The organism is Halocella sp. SP3-1, assembly GCF_003953885.1.
In the GTDB taxonomy this organism is placed as follows: Bacteria; Bacillota; Halanaerobiia; order Halanaerobiales; family DTU029; genus Iocasia; species Iocasia fonsfrigidae.
In genome coordinates this window covers 2,536,204-2,560,408 of record NZ_CP032760.1, presented here as the reverse complement: position 1 = coordinate 2,560,408, position 24,205 = coordinate 2,536,204, and the positions used below count along the sequence as shown (strand labels likewise).

Here is a 24,205-nt window from a genome sequence, read left to right as displayed (position 1 = left end):
TCACCTGTTCATATCAATTTTATATTCTTTAATTTTATTATATAATGTTCTTGGTGTTATTTCTAACATCTCTGCAGTTTGATTACGATTCCAATTTGTTTCTACCAAAGTATCTAGTATTATTTTTTTTTCAATTTCTGAGGTTAAGTTTTTAGTAATATCTTTTAACCCCTTGCTCTCTATTCCGTCTACATCAAATCCCCTACCTCTGATTTCTGATGGAAAATCTAAGGATGTAACAACATTATTTTCACTCAATACTATTGCCTGTTCTATTACATTTTCTAATTCACGAACATTACCTGGCCAATCATGACACATCAATATATGAGTAGCATCTGGAGTTAATACATCAATTATTTTATTATGTTTTTTACTATATTTTTTTAAAAAATAAGTGCTTAAAAGGGGAATATCTTCTCTACGTTCTCTTAGAGGGGGAACTTTAATTTTAATTACATTTAAGCGATAATATAAATCTTCACGAAAATTATTTTCTATAATAGCCTTTTTAAGATCAGTATTAGTAGCTGCTAAAACCCTAACGTCAACTTTAATAAATTTTTCTCCCCCCACACTCCTAAATTCACGTTCTTGTAAAACACGTAATATTTTGGCTTGAGTAGCTAAAGTCATATCTCCAATCTCATCAAGGAATAAAGTTCCTTTATTTGCTAATTCAAACATACCTTTTTTCTTTTTATTTGCTCCTGTAAAAGCACCTTTTTCATATCCAAAGAGTTCAGATTCCAAAAGAGATTCAGGAAGAGCAGCACAATTCACTTTGATAAAAGGACCATCACTTCTACTACTGTGATTGTGAATTGCCTTAGCAATCATCTCTTTACCAACACCACTTTCACCGAGAATTAAAACTGTGACATTATTTTTTGCTATTTTTTTTATTAAATTATATATTTTTTGCATAGATTCACTTTTTCCGATTATATTATCAAAATTTTTTTTAATATTATTTTCCTTTGATTCTAATTTATTTCTAACAACTAAATAATTAATTTCTAAGGCTTTATTTATTTTATTAATTAGCTCTTTTAAGTTAAATGGCTTAGTTATATAATCAAATGCACCTTCTTTCATTGCCTCAACAGCAGTTTCAATACTACCATAACCCGTAATTATAATTATATTAAGAGAAGAATTAATTTGTTTAATCATTTTTAATGCTTCAATACCATTAATTTTAGGCATACGAATATCAAGTAGAACAAGGTCAATATCTTTATCTTTAATTATATTGATACCTTTTTTTGCCCCCGCGGCCTGGTATACATTAAAAGAATTCTTTTGTAAAAATACTGAGAGACTATTTCTTAAGCCAGCATCATCATCTATTATTAAAATAGAGTTATCCACTTTAATATCCTCCTAAGAATTTAAATAGAAACTTTTTTAATTTAATATAATCTTGCTAGCTAATGTACTATATTACAAGAATATATTGATGCTATTAATAAGATTTTATATTGAAAAGAAAAAGATATTACCAACTAAACCCTTTAGCATTATCGTTTTTAATAAGTTTTACTTTAACCGGAAAAGTGTTAGGAACCTTTTCTTGAACAAGTAATTTTAGGCCATATTTTACCCCAAGTTGACCTATTTTAGCAGGGTCTTGAGCAGCAGTAGCCGCAAATGCAGTATGATTTAATACTGCCTGTACAGCATCAGGAGAACCATCAATACCAACTATAAATAACCCCTTTTGCTGATTAGCAACTTCAACAGCAGCCAAAGCACCTAAAGCACTTGGATCATTAACAGCATAAATTGCATCTATTTTTTTGTAATTTTCTAATATTAATTCTGTAGCATTTACAGATTTTATAAAGTCACCATCGCCATTTTCTTCAGCAATTATCTTTATATCAGGGTTCTTTTTAATTACATCTATAAAACCATTATAACGCATACGTACAGAAGAAACAGGGTTGCCATTTAAAATAGCAACTTTCCCTTTACCTTGTAATCTTTCTACAATATATTCCCCACATAATACCCCTGCCTGATAATTATCAGAACCTATATATATATCACGGGGACCTACTGCATCAACATCAAGACAAACAACAGGAATACCTGCATTTTTAGCTATGACAATAGCCGGTTCAGCTGCTTCTGAATCAACTGCATTAAATAATAAAAAATCTATTTTGTTATCTATCATTTCCTCTACATCAGCTATCTGTTTAGTAATACTATGTTCAGCATATGAAACCATTAAAGTCCCATTCAACTTGACTTCAACTTCCTCTTTGATTGCTTCTAACATAACTTTGAAAAAAGCTTGGTTAGACATTAAACTTACTCCTACTTTTATTTTTGGTTGAATATCTGTGGATACACTTGTTGAAGTGAAAAATAAAAATAATAATAATAATAATATTAACAATATTTTTTTTTTCATTTTTAACCTCCATATACATATTTCGATATAAATAAATAATTTCCTTTTATTATATATATATATATATAGTACAATTTTAAATAGAATTGGATGGGTTACCCCATCCTTTTAAAACATTCTTTATAATTATTTTTGATGCTATTTCTTTCTTATTCTACCTGCTCGAACAAAAACAGCACCCACAATTACTAATCCCTTAACAACAAGTTGTAAATATGGTGAAACGTTTAAAAGATTTAATCCATTATTAACCATACCTATAATAAAAGCACCAATTAAAGTCCCTATTACCGTTCCTCTACCACCTGCAATATCAGTACCACCAACAACTGTTACAGCAATCGCATCAAGTTCCCATCCATCTCCAGCCAATGGCTGACCTGAATTTAAACGTGAAGCAAGTATTAACCCACTTATGGAAGCCATAAAACTGGTCAAAACAAAAACTTTAAATTTAACTGCTCTGACATTTACTCCAGATAGACGTAAAGTCTCTTCATTTTCTCCCAGTCCATAAACATAACGTCCAAATCTTGTTTTATTCAAAAGTACATACATAACTATACATATAAAGATCATTATATAGACAGGAATAGGAATTGGCCCTATATAACCACGACCAATAACTGTAAAACCCTCCGAAAAACCTGTAATAGGGTATCCACCTGAATACAATCGTGCTACCCCCTGCCCCATTGTAAGTGTACCTAAAGTAGCAATAAAAGCAGGTACTTTTGTATTAGCCACAATAAAACCATTAAAAACACCAAACAAACTACCAACACCCATACCAAGTATAACAGACAACCATATTGGTAATTGACTATTTACAGCAAAACCTGCAATAAATGTACAAGTAACTGCTACTACAGAACCAACTGAAAGGTCTATACCCCCTGTTATAATTACAAATGTCATACCAAAACCAATAATAGCATATAATGAAACTTGACGAGCTAAATTAATTATATTTCTTGTTGTTAAAAAATATGGAGAAGCAAAGGATAAAACAGTCCCTAATAATATTAATGCCACGAAAGCAAAAATCTCAGGTTTATAATAACTGTTATTAATCTTTGCCATAAAACCCTTATGATCTATTGTTTTTAAACTATCTATATTTAAATTATTATTCACAATAATTATACCTCCCCTGCAGCACTCTTCATAATTCTTTCTTGATCTAATTCATTACGGTGAAATTCACCATTTATACTACCTTTATACATTACTAATACCCTATCACTCATCCCTATTATCTCTGGAAGTTCAGATGATATCATAATTATTGATTTACCTTGCTCAGTAAGTTCATTCATTAAATTATATATTTCAAACTTAGCACCTACATCAATACCCCTGGTTGGTTCATCAAAGATCAAGATATCTGAATCAGTAAATAACCATTTACCCAGAACTACTTTCTGTTGATTACCTCCACTAAGACTCTTAACCATGGTTAAAAGTGATGGTGTCTTAATTGTTATCTTTTTAACATAATTAGCTACTTCTTTCTTTTCTTTACTTTTATTGATAAAGATTCTATCAACCAGATTAGACAAATTGGCCAGTGTTATATTATATTTTACTGATTGCCCCAGAACTAGACCCTGCTGTTTCCTATCTTCAGGCAAAAAGCCAATACCATGTCTGATCGAATCACGGGGAGAGTTGATCTTAATACTTTTATTATATAATTTTATTTCAGCATTATCCCTGACATCAGCACCATATAAAGCACGGACTAATTCAGTTCTTCCTGAACCAACAAGGCCTGCTATCCCTAATATTTCACCCTTATGTAGAGTAAAAGATATATCATTCAAAACATCTACTCTCTCAAGGTTTTTAATTTCCAGAACAACTTCACCTATTTTTGCATTTCTTTCCGGGAATGTTTTGTCCAGACGACGTCCAACCATCATTTTTATTATCTCGTCTTTATCTAAATTCTCCACATTATCAGTACCAACATTTTCACCATCTCTTAAAACCGAAACCCTATCTCCTATTTCAAAAATTTCATCTAGGTGATGGGATATATATATAATTGAAACCCCATTATTCTTTAATTCTTTAACTACATCAAATAATCGTTCCAGTTCTTTGGGTGTTAATGTAGCAGAAGGTTCATCCATAATTATAAGTTTAGCTCCAAACGAAAGGGCCTTGGCAATCTCAACAAATTGCTGCTGTGCAACACTTAATTTACTAACCAAAGTTTTAGGATTAATATCAAGGCCAAGTTTTGCTAATAATTCAGCTGTCTTATCATATAATTTCTTCCAGTCTACAAGACCAGATTTTTTTAAAGGTTCACGGCCTAGGTATATATTCTCAGCAATACTAATGCCAGAAATAAGGTTAAATTCCTGGTATATGATACTAATACCTAGGTGCTGCATCAATAATGGTGACTGATTGATAACCTCTTCATTATCAATAAATATCTGACCTGAATCTTTTTGATAAGCACCAGAAATAATCTTCATCAGGGTAGATTTTCCAGCACCATTTTCACCTACTAATACATGTACTTCCCCTCGATTAATAGCTAGATTTACGTCTTTTAGTGCCTGAACTCCATAAAACCTTTTATTTATATTTTTCATTTCTAATATTTTATCCATGTATGACACCTCACTATGGAAATATAATCGGAAAACCCCTTCCTTGAATATAAGGGATTTCCCGATAATTTAGACATTTTTTTAAATATTATATATCCTGTTCTTTTTTACCAGCTGAAATCATCTGCATTAAAGAGGGTAATAAGTTTTACAGGAACTCTGATGGTCTTATTAGGGATATTTAATTCTTCTCCATCAATTAATTTTAACCCATAGTTAAACCCCATTTTGGCAATCTTAGCTGGTTCCTGGGCTGCTGTAGCTGTAAAAGCGCTGTCTCCCAAAATTGAATTTATAGCATCTGGAGAACCATCAACACCAACAACAAACATTTCATCAGCACGACCAGCGGACTGAATAGCAGCTAATGCACCTAGACCACTAGGATCATTGATGGCAAAGACAGCATCAATTACAGGTGCGGACTGTAAAACATTTTCCATAACCTGCATAGATGTAGTCATGTCTCCATCACCATTTTGCTCAGCAACAATTTCAATCGCCGTAAAGTCTTTAATAGTATCCATAAAGCCACTATAACGCTGTCTTACAGCTGATACGGGATTACCATTAAGAACGACTACTTTACCTTCGCCTTCTAGTCTTTCAATTATATAACGCGCATCAATTACACCTGCTTCATAATTATTTGAAGCAATAAATAGATCCCTGTCTCCACCTGTGTCACCATCAACACACACAACAGGAATACCTGCTTCTTTAGCCATATTAACAGCCGGCTCAGCAGCATCTGCATCGACAGGATTTAAGAGTAATAAGTCAATTCCCTGTACAATCATGTCTTCCACATCAGCTAATTGTTTGGATATATCATGCTGGCCATCAGATACAAGTACTGTCCCATTATATTTTCCTTCTGCCTCTTCTTTTACAGCATCAATCATTGCTACAAAAAATGGATTATTAGTAGTCATAAGAGCCAAACCAACCTTAATTCCTTCATGTGATTTTGCTAAAGAAATACTTGACATACTCATAACTAACATCGTAACAAGTAATAAACACAATATCCTTTTCATTGTACTCCTCCTCTTATTAACTTTAAAAATTGTGCGCACACTAAGTATATTATGCAAGTCATATGCCAAAATAGTAATTTAATAAAATTTACATAATTATTGTGTTTAATATTTATAATACTTAGATAGTTTAGTTGTAGTACTCCATTTTCAATGATTATTAAAAAGCTTCAATCAAAATAATCAGAAATGTATTTCTGATTATTTGCTAAAATTCCGAAAATGTTTTCACATAAAAGCATATCTAACAAAATAGATATTAATTGTCATATATAATGAAATAGAAATCCTAGCATTTTCTTAAGAAACAAAACTAATCTGCAATTTTAATTTTTTTTTGAATTATTAAAATATAGCATTTTTTTAAGAACAATAAAAATTGAAATAGCCGTTTTAGTTTTAACTAAAGCGGCCATTTCATAAATTAGTCCATTCACCCCTGATACCCATGGTATGCTCTGATATAAATCTCTTTCAATTCTTCTACCAGGGGCATTCGTGGATTAGCAGTTGTACACTGGTCTTCAAAGGCTTTATCTGCTAATTCATCAACAACCCCCATAAATTCATCTTCTGCTATACCACATTCTCTAATTGAAAGTGGCATATCAAGTTCCTTACATAGTTCAATTATATTATGGATTAAACACCCAATATTTTCAGGGGTATTACTACAGGGTAAGCCCAGGTATTTAACTATTTCTGAATATTTTTCATCAGCAATATAATATTCATATTTGGGAAAAGAATTAAACTTTGTAGGTCTAGAGGCATTATAACTGATTACATGGGGTAATAGAATGGCATTTGCCCTGCCGTGGGGAATATGGAATTCACCACCGAGTTTATGGGCTAGACTATGATTTATTCCCAGAAAGGCATTGGTAAAAGCCATCCCTGCAATACAGGAGGCATTATGCATCTTTTCCCGGGCCTCCTGGTCTTCACCATTTCTATATGCCCGTGGCAAATAATCAAAACAGAGTTGAATTGCTTTCATGGCTAGAGCATCAGTATAATCAGAGGCCATCACCGATACATATGCCTCAATAGCATGTGTTAAGACATCAAGCCCTGTATCTGCGGTTACACTGGCAGGTAAGGTCTGAACAAAATCAGGGTCAATGATGGCAACATCAGGGGTCAATTCATAATCTGCTAGTGGATATTTTGTTTCGTTGGTTGGGTCTGTAATTACTGTAAAAGAAGTCACCTCTGAACCAGTTCCAGATGTAGTCGGTATGGCAACTAATTTTGCTCTTTTGCCTAATTCTGGATACTTAAAAACCCTTTTGCGGATATCCATAAATTTCATCCGCAAATCAGCAAAATCTGTTTCCGGGTGTTCATAAAACAGCCACATAGCCTTAGCAGCATCTATTACTGAACCACCACCCAGGGCAATAATTACATCAGGCTTAAAGGTATTAATAGCTTCCACACCCATTTCAACTGTCTGTACAGTAGGATCCGGTTCAACTTCATCAAAAATTTCAGAATGGACATAATTCCTACCATCTCTCTTGCGGAGGTGATAAAGGGCTTTATTTACATAACCAAATTCTGTCATGGTCTTATCTGTTACAATAAAGGCCCGTGAAATATCAGGCATTTTAGCCAGATACTGCACTGAACCAGGTTGAAAATAGATTTTCTCTGGTATTTTAATCCACTGCATATTATACCTTCTTTTCGCTACCCTTTTTTTATTAATTAGGTTTACTACAGTAATATTTGCTGTAGTACTATTTCTTCCAAAGGAACCACAGCCCAAAGTAAGGGACGGCATTGTTGTATTATAGAGATCACCAATAGCACCATGGCTGGATGGCTGGTTTGTTATCAAACGGCCAGTGTTAACCCTTTCAGCAAACTCTTCAATTACCATTTCATCACTAGAATGAATAACTGCTGAATGACCTGAACCACCAAAATTAACCATCTCTATGGACCGTTCTATCCCTTCTTTATAACCACTGACCCGAAAACAGGCCAGTATCGGGCTTAGTTTCTCCCGGGATAAGGGGTAATCAGGGCCAACCCCAGCCAGTTCTGCTACAAGAATTTTTGTATCTTGAGGAACATCTATACCTGCCATGCTGGCTATATTATAGGCAGATTGCCCAACTATTTGTGGATTCATTGCTTCTTTTTCCTTATTAATAGCAATATCCTCTAATCTCGTTAGTTCATTTTCATTAACAAAATAACAGCCGAGTTTTTGCATATATGCCGTCACATCTTCATATACTTCATCATCTATAATAACAGCCTGTTCCGAAGCACAGATCATTCCATTATCAAAGGTTTTAGATAAAATCAAATCAGTAACAGCACGTTTTATATCAGCTGTTTTTTCAATATAACAGGGGACATTACCAGGACCTACCCCTAGAGCAGGTTTTCCCGCACTATAGGCAGCCTTTACCATAGATGAACCACCTGTTGCCAGTATTAAAGATATACCATCATTTTTCATTAAAAACTGGGTCGCCTCTATAGAAGGTTTTTCAATCCACTGGATACAGTCTATCGGTGCCCCAGCTCTAACAGCTGCCTCCCTCATTACCCGGGCTGATTCAACACTACATTGCTGTGAACCAGGATGAAAAGCAAATATAATTGGATTTCGTGCTTTAATAGCAATCAGACATTTAAATAATGTAGTAGAGGTAGGGTTAGTAACAGGTGTTATACCAGCAACAACACCTACCGGTTCTGCGATCTCATAATAATCCTCTTCTGGATTTTCATCAATAACACCAACAGTTTTTATATACTTAATACTATGATATATATATTCTGTAGCAAATAGATTTTTCACTATTTTATCCTCATAAACACCCTTACCTGTCTCATTTACAGCAAGTTTAGCCAGTTTCATATGATTGGCTAGACCCGCCATAGCCATCTCTTTGACTATATAATCAATCTGGTCCTGATCAAGTCTAACCATTTTCATTAAGGCATTTTTCCCCTTTTTTATTAACTCCTCTACCTGTAATGCAGCATCATTTTCTCTAGCAGCTATCTCCCTCTTTTCAAACCTTTCCTCCTGTGTTAATTCTTCTTCCAATAGCGCAAATTCATAGTCATATTCCCTACTCATATAGAACCTCCTTTTGGCTTAGTTTTTGTATCTATAAGAAAATTTATTATATTTTTTATATAAAAAACAACCCCTTTGTTCAACAGGGATTGTTGTAAAATATAAAACATTTAATTTTAAAAATCATTTTTCAGGAATTTAAAGACTCAGTATATAATATCTCTTTCTTTTTACCAAGAATACTAAACAAAACACCAGCAACTATAAAAACAGCACCAAAAATAAATTTGATATCAATATTTTCGCCCAGTATAATCCATCCCAATAGAACTGATACCATTGCCTGTATGGGATAAAAGAGTGAACACCTTCCCGCTTCTATCATTGATATACTTTTATTCCACAACATATGTGCCATGGCTGTACAGACAACACCTATATATATAAGAGAGAAAATAACTTTCCACTCCAGAACAAAATCAAAATCAGCTGTTACATGGAGTTCATAAATTGAAACAGGTAGTGCACAAAACATAGCTATAATAATACCATATGTAGTAATAGTAAAAGAATCATATTTTTGAGTCACTTTTCTTACTATCACTGTCATAAGTGACCAGCTTATAACAGAAACAAAGGATAAAAGAACACCTAATATTTGCCCTGTACCATTTCCTCCACCTGTAATAATATATGTACCAAAAATAGCTGCCATCACAGAAATCACCTTATTGATAGTTAATTTTTCATTAAGTATAAGGGCAGCAAACAATATGATAAAAACCGGATTCATTGAGTTAATTAGTGAAGCAAATGAGGCATTTGAAAGTTTTGTCCCTGTAAGCTGTGCACCTATTGCCAGGAAATAACCTATAAACCCAATGAAAAAAATATATTTATAATCCTTTCTTGCTATTTTTTCTGAACCGTTTTTCCTAAAGAAAAAAAACAGGACAATCCCTGCAATGAAATAACGCAGAAACAAGACTGTAAAAACAGGTATCTTATCAAGTACATATTTGCTGGCTACATATAGACTTCCCCAGGCACTAACTGTTATAGTTAAATATAAATATACTAAATTATTTTTTTTAATAGTAATCATCTTCCTTGCAATATAGTTTAAATATGAACATTTTATGTATAATAAATGTTATATATGTTATTATCATAATTAGATTTAAAAAACCTTCTAGATGATTCTATCATAAATTTAATTAAATATAAATCATTGGGATGAAATAATTAGCTTAGGTAATAAAAATTGTTTTTTAATAATTATTTTTTTCTCCTTAGTCCCCTGTTTTACAAGTAAGTACAACAAATCATGTTTTTTAATCTCATTCTTATCTAAAGGAACTCTCTTACCATCCCTGGTAGTAACTTTGATAATTTTATCCCCAATATTTAAGCCACTTTTTTTAGCAGAAGACCCTGGCCACAGACCGACTATTTGCAAGCTACTATCTTCAACTTTCTGTAATGAAAACCCAAAATCATAGATATTAGTCTTCAACTTTTTCCCCTTAACGTTTTTAAGATACATATAATTTTTGGGATAATCAATAATCACCTTAAAATTAGATAGAAAACTATTGCCAATCGTTCCAAAAGAAAGATCACTGTCATCAAAGTCTACTAGTAGATTAGAAAGCTGTAAATTGCCAAACTGGACATATTTAAGACGTCCAATGCGGCTTTTAGATTCCCCAAACAATCCACCATGTGTAACGCCTTCTGATTCAATCAATGGAGAACTTAAATTTTGCTTAAATTGAGAAAGGTAACCTGTCGGAATGTTTAAATATATATCTTTAGAATCACCAGTATCTATCTCACAGAAAATAGGTTTTTCAAGCCCTTCAAAAGTTAACGGGGTTGAAATTAAACCTGTCTGCTCCTTATCTAGTCTTAAATGATAATCATAATTTGAAGTCTTAATTAGATCTGATTTTGTGTAAAGGGAAATTAATTTAGACTGGTAATCAATTTTCACAATAAAATTCTTCAAAAAATTACTCCCAAGAATTCCATCTATTGAATCAAATATATTATCCAGATCAAAGATGGCTGCTCCACAACCTTTTACCCCTGTGTTTCCCAGAACAATACTATCTAAGCTCACCAGAGATATATTTTGTGATTGTAAACCATCTCCAGCAGATACCTCAGCTATCTTGTCCAAACCAAGTCTGCCAGCAAGGCTTTTGTTTATCATTGTTACTCCAGCACCAGTATCAAAAATAAAACGAAATTCTTCATCATTAGAGTTTAATTTTACATTAACTACAATATCATTAATAGCTTCAATAGTTTCAAAAGGAACAGTACTTTCAGCATTCTGATCTATTATTTGCCCTCCAGTCAAAATTTGCATAATATCTGGCGTTTCTGCCAGAACAGAAAAAGTAAATAGTAAAAACAATGATAATATAATTATACTTATCTTACTCAACATTATAATTCCCCCTCGTAACTAATTTTTTAAATGTTATTATTTACAATATTATTGTAAATAAACGCATCCTTATATATTATTCGATATTTTCTATTATAACCCTTTTTAATAAACTGAAAAATAAACATCTTTTTATTTTTTATGAATAAATCTACTGTAAAACAGACTTCCATAATTTTTCTTTAAAATCTATTGTTCTATTTATATTAATACTCTATAAATTCATAAATTATTGTTAATTATCTGGATAAAAGCTTTACTGGCATTTTTAAGTACCTATACATATTGTTAATTTTCTTATTAATTTTAGGATTAAAATAATTCCTGTATAAATTCAAATTAATTATCTCTATTAGTTATAATCCTCTTTGCTGAAAAATAATTATTAACTATAGCAAGTTTATATAGGGGGTTAATCTTAATGAGAGATAAACAAAATGAAAGGATAATTATATCAGCATTAATTGCTATTCTGATTACTGTTTTTATTATTGTATTTTCTGAAGATGCTTTCAATGCAGCTTTAGAGGGACTAAAGGTCTGGTGGGATGTAGTCTTTCCCTCACTGCTACCTTTTTTTATAATAGCAGAAATATTAATGGGGCTTGGAGTAGTACACTTTATGGGGGCCTTACTGGAACCCCTTATGCAGCCGCTTTTTAAGGTCCCGGGTGTAGGGGCTTTTGCCATGGCCATGGGGTTGGCCTCCGGTTATCCGATAGGAGCAAAAATAACCGGTAACCTTAGAAGAAAAAATCTCTGTACTAAAACTGAGGGTGAAAGACTGGTAAGTTTTACCAACACCGCAGACCCAGTATTAACATGGTGAACAAAATAATTATAGTAATTTAAGAAGGATTCTTATAAACAATAACGCTACCATTATTATTAGCTGATGTATTTGCATCCATATTGTTTAGCAATATTTTTGTTGATAATATTTGAGAAGATGCACTAGAAATAGTAACTTTTATGTAAAAACTATAATTACTATCTTCTTCAGTAATTGGTATGAGTTTAAAATTGAGCAATGTTATTTTATCAGTTTTAATTTCTTTTTTCCCATTTTCATTTTCTATCACAAAAGAATTATCCTTTATATAAATACAATTATATCCTTCCATATCTTCAGGAATAAAACTAAATAACTCAATTTCTTCTGCATTACGAATTTCTTTAGTCAAATATCTCATAACAAGACGACTATCTTCTTGATTTTTAACTATTCCCTCTCCTCCTGAAAAAATATTAAAAGAAGATACTAAAAGAGGTCCAATAATCATAATTATGATTCCGGAAATTGCAATAACTAATAATACTTCTATAAGAGTAAAACCAGACTCATTTTCAATCATTCTTCAATCACAGCCTTAAAATAATTTAAAGATATAATACCGTCTTCTCCATTTGCTTTTTTATAATTTACTGATTGAGTTATCTCGGTTCCGTTAACCGTTAATGTTATTTCATCACTTTTGCCTTCATTAAAAATAATAGTAATGGAATCATCATCATTATTAGCTTCTGCAGCTATTATTTCATTAAGATTACCTCTAACTGCATTTATCCCTTCATTAATATTCCCGCTAACATCAATAATTTTTATGCTGTTGATGAAAAAAGAAGAGAATATAATCATTATAATCCCCAAAAAAACAATAGAAACCAATACTTCTATTAATGTAAATCCCTTATCATGGATATTCATAGAGCACACCACTCCTTATTTTATTTCCACGTTCTTTCATAATCACCTGGTGAACCTATATCTATTGGAATATTATCATTAACATTTTCATCATATTTGACATAAGCACCTCCTCCATTTAGACTAATTGTTTTAGTAATAGCAGAGCCTGTGATATGCCCACTGCCTTTTAATTCAGCCTTTGCGTTTGGAGCATAAAGCAACCCTTTATTTATACTAGCAGAACCTTGAATAGTAATAGATTCTCCTCCAGAAATAATATTACCTGTTATAGTACTACTGCCAGCTATAGTTAAATCAGACTGTTTTGTAAAAAAACTTCCTGTATACCTTATATTATCACCTAATTTGGGTTCGTCTCTGCCTTCATAATAAATCATTATATCATTAACATTACCACCTGAATTTACTTCACTATCTCCTCCGATAGTAATTTGATTATCAACATAAAATATTAGCTTCCCATTCTCCCTTTTATTTATTAATTCAATATCACCTTGTTCTATATTTAAATTTTTAACACGAATTATTCTATTTTCATTATTTAAATCAATAGTTAATGTTCTATTACTTGTTATATTAATGGAATTATATTCTCCATTTTCATAAATACTACCTCCTTCAGATGTTGTATAAAACCCCTTATAGGGTAAATCGTCAGGATATGTTGGAAAATCAGGAACAGTATAAATAACTTCATCTTCAGTAGGAATAATTTCTCCAGTAACATTATTTACAGGTGAATCCCAAACGCTAGAACAGCCAGGTTCATCACCTTGAGTCCGCCACTTTGCTGTATATTCTATGCCATTATACCAAACAACATCACCATAATTATAAATCTGATCTACAGACCATGTATCTTCATGGTCTTTTTTGCTTCTAATGTATAAATCTCCATCAATTTCTCCTTGGCCTATATTAATTGCTTCAAATGACGTTGCATTGCTTCTCACAGGACCCGTAATATAAGCACTCTCATCAATAGAAATAGTCGGATAATTTTCGCTATCACTTTCTGTAGAATAAAGTGCTTTATCAAATCTACTAGCTCCCCCACTTCGCTTTAATACCAATGTAATTTTTTCAGACACATTATCTACATAACCAGTCGAATTAATTCGTACATCATCACCAGCTTTAGTAATGCTCACCTCAAAAGTACCTTCCCCTAGCTGTACAGGGCCCGAAGATTTACCATCTAATTCATTAGATGAAATTAATGATTTTTCTATTGCTGTACCTACTATATCAGCCCCGGATTTTGCAATGAAATACGATTGAATTTTTTTCTCTTCAAGTTTTGTAAACTTGTAATCATTAGACGATCTATTTAGCAAAGCCCCACCTAATACCATAACAATAACCAATAAAACCATAACTAAAAGTATAGTAAACCCATTTTCATTTTTAAATTTATACATAAATATCTACTCCTATATCTTAAAAATTTAATTATACAAATATAAACAGTTAATACATATTTATCTATAAATTTAAAAACTCCTGCAAACTTTAGAATATAAGTATTTTTCTTCCCAAAATAAAAAAAGACCCCAGGTTTCCCTGGGGTGGTCTAGTCTTACCTTTCAGTTATATATTGCTAAGCAAAATTAATACTGCTGCTATCCCAGCTCCACCAGCTGCCCATCCTACTTTTTCAAAAACATCAGGGTCCTTGTTTCTATATAATTCTTTCAAATTAGCAATTTGTTCTTGCTGCAATTCTATAACATTATCTTTCTCATTAATAAGTAATTGTACGGCTTCCCGTTCTTCCTGAAGCGAATTATTAAGTTGATTGCTCAACGCCTGTAATCTAACATTCTCATTTTTTGTGTTCTGGATATAATTCGCCAGTTCCACAGTCGTGTAATCATTCATATAATAACCTGATTTTACCTTTATAGCATTTTCAAATATTTGTTCCAACTTAGGGTATTTCTCAATAATTCTGTCCACAACTCCCTCAGAAATAAAATAACCTTCATTTACTTTCAGTAGGTTATCAAGCGGTTCATCAGCTGCCATCATTGGAAAGGATATCATCAATATAATTAGCAGCGTCATTAGGATTGTTAATATCAGGGATGCCCGGCGTCTTCCCGGCTTGTTCGATTTCTTCATCATGTTTTTTTATCATCTCCTTATAATAGTTTTCTGCCTGCTTTGCCTGGATTTTTTCTTTCTTAATGAGCTCATCCTTCTGCTCAACTTCTTTTTCTTTCTCTTTGACCCACTCAGGTTTCCTTCCTTTGAGAATGACAGCCAGCAGAGCAACCAAAGCTAACAAAATTCTAATTATCCAGGTCTTAATCTTTTCCACTCTTATCTCCCCTCTTCTGTACCACATTACTCCCAACGTATAGACCAAGACTTATATTAACTGCTGTTATCCACTCTGCTCCACCTAATTTTCCTATAGTCAGAAAAATTGAAGCTAACAACATAACAACAACAGCGGCAATGAATTTCCTTGACTTGTACCTACTTTTCATTAACCCACCTCCTGAAAATATTTCTCTATCCCATCCACAATAGACTCAGCGGCTAATAATTGAAACCCCTCATCTTGCAGCAACTTTCTCTCTACAGGATTAGTCAAAAAACTACACTCAACAAGAACAGCTGGCATTGCTGTACTACTGAGTACAACTAGTTCTTTTCTTTCCTTAATACCTCTATCAGCCCTCTGTAGTTTTCTAATCAATTCTTTCTGGACTAATCCAGCCAATTTTTCCCCCTGGACACTACCAGGATAATATAATGTTTCTGTACCAGCTGCAGCAGAATTGCCTGCAGCATTATTGTGTATACTTACAAAAACATCTGCATTCTTCTTATTTGCCAGCCTGGCTCTTTCATACAGAGGAACAAAAACGTCATCATCTCTTGTCATTATAATTTTATATCCGGCCCCAATTAGTTTGGTAGATAGTTTAAGGGCAATCTTTAAGTTAATATTTTTTTCCTGAACTCCATCTGAAACTGCTCCTGGGTCCTTTCCTCCATGTCCAGCATCTATACATATCCTCATATATACCCCCTCTACTTCAATCTCTATTTCAATAAAGCAACTGCAAGTCCAACAACAAGGTTACTCATTACTATAATAATAGTAGCAACAGACCATGAAGGTCTATTTTGTAGCCTATCAATGATATCAGCAACATCTCTTTGCATAATAGAGACCTCCTTCTTAAGCATTCGGCCAAACTCGCAGCCCTCCTTATCCAGACTCGATTTCCCATTTGCCACAATACCACTTCCCCTCATCAAAAAAACACCCTTTTGGGTGCTATTAAATACTATCCAATATTCTTGCTAATAACTCATCATCTGACAATATAATATCACCAGCTGTAACAACTGTTGTCTGCTCTATCACGTCATGTACAAGTTTTTGTATTCTCATATCTTCATCAACCATAGCTTCAGCATCATAGATATGTACCTTTTTCAAAAAATCTAATCCCTGACAGAGCCTGATTTTCCCCTCTATGCTTTTTTGTTCTCTGCCCCAACGTGACAATAGTTGCTTCGCTACAGTTCTACAAACATCATAATTGCCTTCATCAATTTCAACAATCCTATGAATCACTTCATCATCAGAAATTCCTGCTTCTCTAGCAGTATATTCGCTAGAATCAGAAATAACTGTCACCACATTTGCAGATGGAGGTTCTATTGTGACTCGTGGAGTGTCAAGAAAATATAAGATATAAGGATTTTCAGGTTCTTCGGGCTCTTCTCCTCCATCTTCAAAAACTTTCAAAAAAGGATAACCATCATTAACAAGCCTGTTTATCCCCCAGATATTTTGAAAATCCCAATCTATATATGTAGCCTGAGTTTTCATCTCTGCGGTTGTTTTTGGTTCGCCCTTGCCAGTATCAGATTGTCCAGAAGTTTCAGTGTCATAATAACAACTAGAAATATTACCACTTGCATACCCTATCAACCCACCAATGTCAGAATCTGCGCCACTAACTTTGCCAACAGAATAACAGTTTGTAATACTAGAACCACTATCATACCCTATCAACCCACCAATATAGGCTGCCCCTTCTATATCGCATCCAGAATAACAGTTTGTAATATCACAATAACCATAGCCTACTAATCCTCCACTATAGCCGTAGTAGTCAAAAGCAGTTGCTTTTCCAGAAGAATAACATTCTGCAATTGCTCCAGCATATATATATCCAGCTATTCCTCCAACTTGATTGTCTCCAGATAATATTACTGTAGCTTTGCAAGCTGATATATCTGCACTATATACTTGCCCAGCTATTCCACCACCACTATAGCTCCCGCTAATTGATCCGTTAACTATGCAATTTGAAATATTTACATTTCCATTACCATTAATATAACCCGCAATTCCTCCGGTATAATAATCGCCTTCCGCTGTTCCCTCAAAAGTACAATCTGATATATCTACACTATCCATTACATAACCTGCTATCCCCCCGGCATAACCACCTTCTCCACTAACAGTTCCTTTAGCTACGCAACCCACTATACTTACATTATTACGTACATAACCCGCAATTCCTCCAACATAATCTTCACCAGTAACATAAATATTTTCTAAATTAATATTTTTTATCTCTACTTCCCTTGTATCTCCAAATAAACCGATATAACTTTCATCTTGTTTGTTGATTGTTAAATTGCTAATTGAATACTCTGCTCCATCATAAGTCCCTTCAAAGGGATTGTCAAAATCGCCAATAGGGTCAAAATTAGAGTATCCAGACAAATCAATATCAGCCATTTGAATATAATCTCCAGAAAGATTATCTCTTATATTGTATAAGTCTTCTGCAGTATGAATTTCTATAGCCATTATTCATCACCTAACCTAATTATGTATCCTTCTTCTTCATAATTAGAATCTTCTATCTCATCAACCAGAAATAGATGTACATCCCAAGTGTGGTCTACAAAATAATTAATTCCGTATTCCCTGCGCATGCTTTCGAGTACAGACAGAGGTGTTTTTTGGTCAGCTGTTATGGGGGCTTCAATACCTGTAGTAGTATTAATATTGCTTGAAGTAAGAGGATTACAATACGTATTAATAATTTCTTTTGCTGTCTGTCCTATATCCTGACTATTATAATCCTCCCTAATAATACGTTCAGATAGTATTCCGTCCCCTGTAATAGCTGTAATAGTAAGTAGTCTATCTGCCGGGTTCCTATCTCTTACTATACCCCGGTATATTTTTGCATTATTATTTCTATCACTAACAAGCAAATATATGTCATCACCATAACTAATATAATCTAGTAGGTTAAAACGAATTGTCGGGCTTAAACCGATTGATTTTGATGTTGAAAGCTCTGCCTCTATAATAGCAGGATAACCAACAAATATATCTGGTACTTGTACTTTGGATTTGCTTTCTGACGTGTCAGCAGAGAATAATAAATCTCCCTGGATTGCTAATGATGGTTTTAAGGCTGTAGTACTACTTTTAGAAATAGCTGCTTGTATGGCTACTCTTTTATTAGCTTTAATTATTGCAGTTGCTGCTAAACTGTTTGAATTGGCCTGTTCAAGTATAATCTCTAATACAGATAAGGATAATCCTGCTGAAGATGATTCAGATATTGAAACTGATTCTGGAACTTGTACAATATAATCATAAGTAATATTTGAAATTAATGCCTTTGATACTGAATTGGCTGCTTCTGGCTTAATTTTGTATCCACAAGAAATTATCGGGATTAACCCATCGCTAATTGATGCACTTTTTTCTGCTTCTATTAATATATTGATTTCTTCAAGCGTAGCCGGTAATGCTGTAGCAATTGATTCTGCTTTTGAGCTGGCAAGAATACAACTTAAACTCAATTCAGATAGCAAACTTTCGCTAGTTGATGTACTACATATAGCTTCAATAACATTCTTGATTAACTGCTCCGCTATTTTTGTTTCTACAATTGAACTTGATTTTTCAGCCTCTATAATAATGTCAATAATTATATTACAAGACAGTGAGGCTGATTCGGAGTTAGATAATTCTGCTGCAATTTCTTGCTCTCCAGAAAATATCCAAAAGTCACTCGTGGTCGGCGTATCACTTACCTGATTATAATTATCTCTTCCCCAACTTTCTATAGATCCATCATCTTTGAGCGCTAGAGAATGATATCTTCCTCCTGCAACCTGAACAAAGTCAGTGCCCGAGGGTGTATCACTTACCTGATTATAATTATCTCTTCCCCAACTTTCTATAGATCCATCATCTTTGAGCGCTAGAGAATGATATCTTCCTCCTGCAACCTGAACAAAGTCAGTGCCCGAGGGTGTATCACTTACCTGATTATAATTATCTCTTCCCCAACTTTCTATAGATCCATCATCTTTGAGCGCTAGAGAATGATACTGCCCTGCTGCAACCTGGACAAAGTCAGTGCCCGAGGGTGTATCACTTACTTGATTATAAGTATCGTCCCCCCAACTTTCTATAGAACCATCTGATTTGAGCGCTAGAGAATGATATTCTCCTGCTGCAACCTGGACAAAGTCACTCGTGGTCGGCGTATCACTTACCTGATTATAAGTATCGTCCCCCCAACTTTCTATAGATCCATCATCTTTGAGCGTTAGAGAATGACCCCATTCTCCTGCTGCAACCTGGACAAAGTCAGTGCCCGAGGGTGTATCACTTACTTGATTATAAGTATCGTCCCCCCAACTTTCTATAGAACCATCATCTTTGAGCGCTAGAGAATGGCCAAATCCTGCTGCAACCTGGACAAAGTCAGTGCCCGAGGGTGTATCACTTACTTGACCTGCGTCATCCCTTCCCCAACTCTCTATAGAACCATCTGATTTGAGCGCTAGAGAATGATATCCTCCTCCTGCAATTACCTTCTGTCTTTCCCATGCTTCCATATCTTACACCTCTACACTGCCTGAGTAGCTGTAATAGTTGCTATACCTTCTGTATTCCATTGAATCTCAAAATTACCAGAGCTAGAGCTTTTTTCTTCGCCAAAATCCTGATATGAAAGCAATATTCCAGTTGACGTTTCATATACTACTGCATATCTGGCTGTCAATGTACTATTAACCCAGCTAACATTATCCCCATCGAAGGTGGTTATGCCCTCCACCTGTGCTAATGTCTTGTTGCTAATTTCCTGGCCACCTGAAGTATAGCCGGTACCTGATATTTCAAAATACGCTAAGTCCCCATTTTCAACACATTCCCATGTCACATCACCATCTACCACTGTATTCACGTCAACAGTTGGCCAGCTTGGCTCTGCTGAATCTGAGGTGCCTGCAGTAGTACACAGATATATATGTCCTGTCGCAGTAGTGGGAATAACATAATCACCTACTGAATATGCTGTACTTGCCGCCCAGTCATCAGCAGTGAATACCTCATGTCTGTTTTGAGCTGGGATATAAGAATTGCCCAGCAAAGCACACTTGACTACTGTTCCGATTGCAGATAGGTCGCCCAGTACTCCATTAAGTGCATTAAGATTCATGTTCGCATAAGTGTAAGCACTTACTGCCATAATTATCACCCTTTCTATACATTATGATTACTCAATACTATATCTATTGAGCTTGTCTCTCCATTTGAGCTTTCAGAAATCTTAAGACTGATTGGATTATACTGTATGCCATTAATTGACACGACATATATCCCCTCAGTCTCATCTAACACAATTATCATCCTATATTCTGAACTAACACCATAACCCCACCGTGAATTATAAGCTGTACAGTCCCAGTAATGGAAGCCAAATTCAAAATTATCTACAGCAGGTTTAATTCTAACTCTTGTATTAGCTGATACACCGCTAGAAGGAAAAGACTGCCAGCTTGAACCGTTATAATATTCCCAGCCACTAGTATCTTCCTTACTTTCTAAATACAGTTCATAATCAGCAAAATCAGAGCGGAAGCCCATTCTAACCCTTACATGATACAAATTTCTATCATTGTTTTCGCGGGGTGTAAGCTGAAATACCAGATATGGCATTTCATCTCCATCTTTTTTGTTAATTTCATAAGCGTTGTCAGGACTAATAATAGCTGGTGCTGGTATAGTATAAGGGCCTTTTCTTACCCACCAGTAGCCATCTTTAGGCCCATTTCTTGGGTATCTATGATCCTTTATTACATCTTCTGCCAGCAAACTTCCTTGATATTGATGTTTGTAAATTTTGTAAGTCTCTCCAAGATATATCCTATGTGTCACGTCCCAAGAGTTACGCGAATTAAGCCATCCGTATAAGAAGTATCCTCTGCCCCCATAATCGTAAATATACATACCAATATAATGAAGAGGATCAACATGAATAAGACTAACAGGATCAGTAAGTTTCAGATAATGGTCTTTATATCCGTGCGCATTCTTTGATCTAATTTCGTAATCTGTATAAACTTCAGCAGTTATATACCAGTCATCTGTATAACGTTCTATTTCTTCTTTTGTCACTTCATCAGTTGTAATGGTCTCACTATCGACATGATTAGAACTATCCTTATCCCATTCCTCAATTAACTTATACTTGTCATAGTAATAATCAGCCATATAATGCCTCACCTGTTTCTGAATTATATGGAATAGGGTCCAGGGCTATAAATTCAGCATTTATCAGCCATATCTTTTCGTCAGCAGTTTTTGGCTCTGGTTTGCCTCTTTCACCAGCAGTTACATCCTTGAAATAAAAGTGCTTAAAATGAAGTTCTTTTTCAGCAGGGGTATGTAATATAGACAACACAGTCATTAATTCCTCCGCGCTTTCAGCCTTTAAAGTACATGTAATTGTTGTAGCTTCCTTACCCTTTTCATTCCTGAATGTTTTATTAGTGTAAGGAATATGTGTAATATCTTGCTCTGTTTTAAACACAAAAGAAAGACTATCAAATATTACTTTTAATTCAGTGCTTCCGTATCTCATCTATAAGAACCCCCTACCCCTCTACTTTTTAATTTTGATACAAGATTATTATTTGCATACTCAGCAGTAGACTTATCTGTAATATGCTGGCTAACAGTTAAATTAATAACCTGAGCCCCTCCTGCTCCTGCTGCAGCTGTCTGTGGTATCATTCCGTTAACCATAGCATCAACTTTCATTTGCAGGTTACTCTGCGTATTTTCTATACCTTTTTGTAACCCTGTAGTTACATTTTCACCAATCCCCTGGAACACTTTAGATGGAGAGTTGATTCCAAGGGCTCCTTTAGCAGCACTAACTATACTTGATACTGCATTTTTTACAGCTTTTACTGCCTTTTTAATCATACTTTTGATGCCGTTAATAAGACCTTGAATAATATTTTTTCCCCAATTATAAGCTGATTCAATAAGGCCAGCAAAAATACCTGCTATTTCTTCTGCAAGATTACCTATTGCCTCTAGAGCATCATGAGCCATCAGTTTCCATCCCTCAAGCGACATTTTAAGCATTTTCCCAACCCATCCAGCAGTACCTTTTACAATGGCTGCTAAAATACCAGCCATCATACTTACTACTATAGCTATTACTTTTTCTTTCATGTCAGAAAAGTTTTCTTCTGGGCTTTTTGCAAACTCAGCAATTTGCTCTTTCAGCCAATTAAATCCTTCGATAATTTTAGGTATCGCAACATCAACAACCCATATAATGGCATCTCCAATTTTCTCAAATACATTTGCAGCTATTTCCTTAATCAGAGGCATATTTGATTGTATCCATTTTGTCAATTTTTCCATAGCTGGCTTAAGAACTTCGCCAATCTCTAGAAATACATCATGAATAGCCGCTTTTAACTTATCAAAAGTACGACTAAGACTCTTATCCATCTGTTCATAAGCATCTTGTGTAGATCCGGCACTATCGGCCATTTCTAGAATATTTTCCTTGAATGTTTTTGCACCTTTTCCAGTCAATGCCAGAGCTGCTTGCCCCGCTTCGACACTGGAAAATAGGTCTTTGACCGATACACCACTTTCGCTGGCAGCCTGTGACATTATAGCCATTGCTTCCTGCATATTGCCACCCTGTGCAATGAATTCAGTGAAAGACTTCCCTGCCACTTCTTTGAAAATATCAGAAGCATCAGACCCAGCTGTACTTAATTCATTCAAAGCCTGACGCATTTGAGTAGTGGCCTGGGCGGTAGGTGTACCCTGGGCTGTCATACTAGCAATTGCTGCAGTTATATCCCCAAATCTCACTCCTAAAGAACTTGCAGTAGGTATAACATTATAAAGGGATGAAGATAGCTCTTCAAAAGTAGTTTTCCCTTTCTTGACCGCTGTGAACATCAGGTCACTAGCCTCAGAGGCAGAAAGCACATCAGAACCATATGCATTGACAACTGATGATATACCATCTACTGCAGTAGTTAGGTCTGTTACCCCACCGACTGCTGCCTGTTGAGCAGTTTCAAGAAAGTCAAATACATTATCTTTGGGAACCCCTGCAGATATAGCCTGATACAGAGCAGGAACTGTCTCATTTGTAGCCGCACCCATTTCGACAGAAAACTCTCTTACATCATCCATCATCTGGGACATAGCCTGTTCGCTAGCATTCGGGAGTAATGTGAATACCTCATTCATACCCTTCTCAAATGAGGCAAACTCTTTTACTCCCTTGACAGCTGCGCCTGTTATGGCTGCTGTAACTCCTGCTGCACCTGTTACTGCCGCCCCAACTAGCCCTTTAGTTAGCATGCTCTTTGCTTTGCTAAGTCCGCTATTAAATTTTTTATCATTAAGGCCTAATTCGGCGTATAATTCACCAACTTTCATGCCCATACTTAGCCCACCTTTATATTAATTGATGGGCTCCGTCTGTCAGGCAGATCCGGCCTCTAATTCTTATCTTTAGCTTTTTTCTTTAATGCTTCATAACTAATTTCTA

At 34.6% G+C, this 24,205-nt stretch carries 22 protein-coding genes and 1 pseudogene; 1 reads left to right on the top strand and 22 read right to left on the bottom strand.

The annotated features are described in order from the left end of the window. From D7D81_RS12205 to D7D81_RS12170, 8 genes are all read right to left on the bottom strand, one after another. The gene (locus D7D81_RS12205) at window positions 1-1,374 is read right to left on the bottom strand and encodes a sigma-54-dependent transcriptional regulator (RefSeq protein WP_125990376.1); all 1,374 of its coding nucleotides are present in this window, start codon (window positions 1,372-1,374) and stop codon (window positions 1-3) included. A gap of 127 nt (window positions 1,375-1,501) precedes the next feature. Continuing rightward, a complete protein-coding gene (locus D7D81_RS12200; protein WP_164522243.1) occupies window positions 1,502-2,317 on the bottom strand; it encodes a substrate-binding domain-containing protein in 816 nt (271 codons plus the stop codon). 246 nt (window positions 2,318-2,563) lie between these two features. Then, entirely contained in the window at window positions 2,564-3,562 is a 999-nt protein-coding gene (locus tag D7D81_RS12195; RefSeq protein ID WP_286169649.1) for an ABC transporter permease, read from the bottom strand. Between the two features lie 5 nt (window positions 3,563-3,567). Further along, entirely contained in the window at window positions 3,568-5,055 is a 1,488-nt protein-coding gene (locus D7D81_RS12190; protein WP_125990372.1) for a sugar ABC transporter ATP-binding protein, read from the bottom strand. Window positions 5,056-5,162: 107 nt separating this feature from the next. Next, the gene (locus D7D81_RS12185) at window positions 5,163-6,095 is read right to left on the bottom strand and encodes a substrate-binding domain-containing protein (RefSeq protein WP_125990370.1); all 933 of its coding nucleotides are present in this window, start codon (window positions 6,093-6,095) and stop codon (window positions 5,163-5,165) included. Window positions 6,096-6,528: 433 nt separating this feature from the next. Then, window positions 6,529-9,204 carry a bifunctional acetaldehyde-CoA/alcohol dehydrogenase gene (gene adhE, locus D7D81_RS12180; protein ID WP_125990368.1) on the bottom strand — a complete coding sequence of 892 codons (2,676 nt, stop codon included), beginning with the start codon at window positions 9,202-9,204 and terminating at the stop codon, window positions 6,529-6,531. Between the two features lie 130 nt (window positions 9,205-9,334). Further along, window positions 9,335-10,249, bottom strand: coding sequence for a DMT family transporter (locus tag D7D81_RS12175; RefSeq protein ID WP_125990366.1), 915 nt, complete (start codon window positions 10,247-10,249; stop codon window positions 9,335-9,337). 123 nt (window positions 10,250-10,372) lie between these two features. Next, window positions 10,373-11,602, bottom strand: coding sequence for an aspartyl protease family protein (locus D7D81_RS12170; RefSeq protein WP_125990364.1), 1,230 nt, complete (start codon window positions 11,600-11,602; stop codon window positions 10,373-10,375). Between the two features lie 421 nt (window positions 11,603-12,023). On the opposite strand from D7D81_RS12170, the pseudogene D7D81_RS12165 reads away from it, so the two are divergent. Continuing rightward, window positions 12,024-12,419: pseudogene (locus D7D81_RS12165) on the top strand (nucleoside recognition domain-containing protein); the annotation flags it as partial. 31 nt (window positions 12,420-12,450) lie between these two features. Here the strand turns inward: D7D81_RS12165 and D7D81_RS12160 are convergent. From D7D81_RS12160 to D7D81_RS12095, 14 genes are all read right to left on the bottom strand, one after another. Continuing rightward, window positions 12,451-12,957: a prepilin-type N-terminal cleavage/methylation domain-containing protein gene (locus D7D81_RS12160; protein ID WP_125990360.1), complete on the bottom strand. Its 507-nt coding sequence runs from the start codon at window positions 12,955-12,957 to the stop codon at window positions 12,451-12,453. Further along, entirely contained in the window at window positions 12,954-13,310 is a 357-nt protein-coding gene (locus D7D81_RS12155; protein ID WP_125990358.1) for a type IV pilus modification PilV family protein, read from the bottom strand. The genes D7D81_RS12160 and D7D81_RS12155 overlap by 4 nt, the downstream gene beginning before the upstream one ends. 20 nt (window positions 13,311-13,330) lie before the next feature. Further along, window positions 13,331-14,734, bottom strand: coding sequence for a DUF7305 domain-containing protein (locus D7D81_RS12150; protein WP_125990356.1), 1,404 nt, complete (start codon window positions 14,732-14,734; stop codon window positions 13,331-13,333). A gap of 169 nt (window positions 14,735-14,903) precedes the next feature. Continuing rightward, window positions 14,904-15,344 carry a hypothetical protein gene (locus D7D81_RS12145; RefSeq protein WP_205739206.1) on the bottom strand — a complete coding sequence of 147 codons (441 nt, stop codon included), beginning with the start codon at window positions 15,342-15,344 and terminating at the stop codon, window positions 14,904-14,906. Beyond that, complete coding sequence (locus D7D81_RS12140; protein ID WP_125990353.1) at window positions 15,331-15,636, bottom strand: hypothetical protein; 306 nt, start codon at window positions 15,634-15,636, stop codon at window positions 15,331-15,333. The genes D7D81_RS12145 and D7D81_RS12140 overlap by 14 nt, the downstream gene beginning before the upstream one ends. Next, window positions 15,623-15,808 carry a hypothetical protein gene (locus tag D7D81_RS12135; RefSeq protein ID WP_125990351.1) on the bottom strand — a complete coding sequence of 62 codons (186 nt, stop codon included), beginning with the start codon at window positions 15,806-15,808 and terminating at the stop codon, window positions 15,623-15,625. Before D7D81_RS12135 ends, D7D81_RS12140 begins: the two co-directional genes overlap by 14 nt. Further along, window positions 15,808-16,347 carry an N-acetylmuramoyl-L-alanine amidase family protein gene (locus tag D7D81_RS12130; RefSeq protein ID WP_125990349.1) on the bottom strand — a complete coding sequence of 180 codons (540 nt, stop codon included), beginning with the start codon at window positions 16,345-16,347 and terminating at the stop codon, window positions 15,808-15,810. The genes D7D81_RS12135 and D7D81_RS12130 overlap by 1 nt, the downstream gene beginning before the upstream one ends. A 23-nt stretch (window positions 16,348-16,370) precedes the next feature. Then, complete coding sequence (locus D7D81_RS12125) at window positions 16,371-16,586, bottom strand: hypothetical protein (protein WP_125990348.1); 216 nt, start codon at window positions 16,584-16,586, stop codon at window positions 16,371-16,373. A 25-nt stretch (window positions 16,587-16,611) separates the two neighbouring features. After that, window positions 16,612-18,162, bottom strand: a complete 1,551-nt coding sequence (locus D7D81_RS12120; protein WP_125990346.1) for a GLUG motif-containing protein — start codon at window positions 18,160-18,162, stop codon at window positions 16,612-16,614. Next, a complete protein-coding gene (locus D7D81_RS12115) occupies window positions 18,162-20,222 on the bottom strand; it encodes an RCC1 domain-containing protein (protein WP_125990344.1) in 2,061 nt (686 codons plus the stop codon). The genes D7D81_RS12120 and D7D81_RS12115 overlap by 1 nt, the downstream gene beginning before the upstream one ends. Window positions 20,223-20,233: 11 nt before the next feature. Next, on the bottom strand, window positions 20,234-20,857 hold the full coding sequence (locus tag D7D81_RS12110) for a hypothetical protein (RefSeq protein ID WP_125990342.1): 624 nt from the start codon (window positions 20,855-20,857) through the stop codon (window positions 20,234-20,236). Window positions 20,858-20,871: 14 nt separating this feature from the next. Further along, complete coding sequence (locus D7D81_RS12105; RefSeq protein ID WP_125990340.1) at window positions 20,872-21,882, bottom strand: hypothetical protein; 1,011 nt, start codon at window positions 21,880-21,882, stop codon at window positions 20,872-20,874. Beyond that, on the bottom strand, window positions 21,875-22,252 hold the full coding sequence (locus D7D81_RS12100) for a hypothetical protein (protein WP_125990338.1): 378 nt from the start codon (window positions 22,250-22,252) through the stop codon (window positions 21,875-21,877). The genes D7D81_RS12105 and D7D81_RS12100 overlap by 8 nt, the downstream gene beginning before the upstream one ends. After that, entirely contained in the window at window positions 22,249-24,099 is a 1,851-nt protein-coding gene (locus D7D81_RS12095) for a phage tail tape measure protein (protein ID WP_125990336.1), read from the bottom strand. The genes D7D81_RS12100 and D7D81_RS12095 overlap by 4 nt, the downstream gene beginning before the upstream one ends. Window positions 24,100-24,205: the final 106 nt, after the last annotated feature.

Bases quoted from the DNA above. Each gene is read 5' to 3' on its own strand.
- D7D81_RS12160 (WP_125990360.1), bottom strand. From the start codon at position 12,957: ATGATTGAAAATGAGTCTGGTTTTACTCTTATAGAAGTATTATTAGTT.
- D7D81_RS12100 (WP_125990338.1), bottom strand. From the start codon at position 22,252: ATGAGATACGGAAGCACTGAATTAAAAGTAATATTTGATAGTCTTTCT.
- D7D81_RS12145 (WP_205739206.1), bottom strand. From the start codon at position 15,344: ATGATGGCAGCTGATGAACCGCTTGATAACCTACTGAAAGTAAATGAA.
- D7D81_RS12170 (WP_125990364.1), bottom strand. From the start codon at position 11,602: ATGTTGAGTAAGATAAGTATAATTATATTATCATTGTTTTTACTATTT.
- D7D81_RS12150 (WP_125990356.1), bottom strand. From the start codon at position 14,734: ATGTATAAATTTAAAAATGAAAATGGGTTTACTATACTTTTAGTTATG.
- D7D81_RS12115 (WP_125990344.1), bottom strand. From the start codon at position 20,222: ATGGAAGCATGGGAAAGACAGAAGGTAATTGCAGGAGGAGGATATCAT.
- D7D81_RS12095 (WP_125990336.1), bottom strand. From the start codon at position 24,099: ATGGGCATGAAAGTTGGTGAATTATACGCCGAATTAGGCCTTAATGAT.
- adhE (WP_125990368.1), bottom strand. From the start codon at position 9,204: ATGAGTAGGGAATATGACTATGAATTTGCGCTATTGGAAGAAGAATTA.
- D7D81_RS12110 (WP_125990342.1), bottom strand. From the start codon at position 20,857: ATGGCAGTAAGTGCTTACACTTATGCGAACATGAATCTTAATGCACTT.
- D7D81_RS12105 (WP_125990340.1), bottom strand. From the start codon at position 21,882: ATGGCTGATTATTACTATGACAAGTATAAGTTAATTGAGGAATGGGAT.
- D7D81_RS12190 (WP_125990372.1), bottom strand. From the start codon at position 5,055: ATGGATAAAATATTAGAAATGAAAAATATAAATAAAAGGTTTTATGGA.
- D7D81_RS12130 (WP_125990349.1), bottom strand. From the start codon at position 16,347: ATGAGGATATGTATAGATGCTGGACATGGAGGAAAGGACCCAGGAGCA.
- D7D81_RS12155 (WP_125990358.1), bottom strand. From the start codon at position 13,310: ATGAATATCCATGATAAGGGATTTACATTAATAGAAGTATTGGTTTCT.
- D7D81_RS12120 (WP_125990346.1), bottom strand. From the start codon at position 18,162: ATGGCTATAGAAATTCATACTGCAGAAGACTTATACAATATAAGAGAT.
- D7D81_RS12175 (WP_125990366.1), bottom strand. From the start codon at position 10,249: ATGATTACTATTAAAAAAAATAATTTAGTATATTTATATTTAACTATA.
- D7D81_RS12185 (WP_125990370.1), bottom strand. From the start codon at position 6,095: ATGAAAAGGATATTGTGTTTATTACTTGTTACGATGTTAGTTATGAGT.
- D7D81_RS12125 (WP_125990348.1), bottom strand. From the start codon at position 16,586: ATGAGGGGAAGTGGTATTGTGGCAAATGGGAAATCGAGTCTGGATAAG.
- D7D81_RS12135 (WP_125990351.1), bottom strand. From the start codon at position 15,808: ATGAAAAGTAGGTACAAGTCAAGGAAATTCATTGCCGCTGTTGTTGTT.
- D7D81_RS12200 (WP_164522243.1), bottom strand. From the start codon at position 2,317: ATGTCTAACCAAGCTTTTTTCAAAGTTATGTTAGAAGCAATCAAAGAG.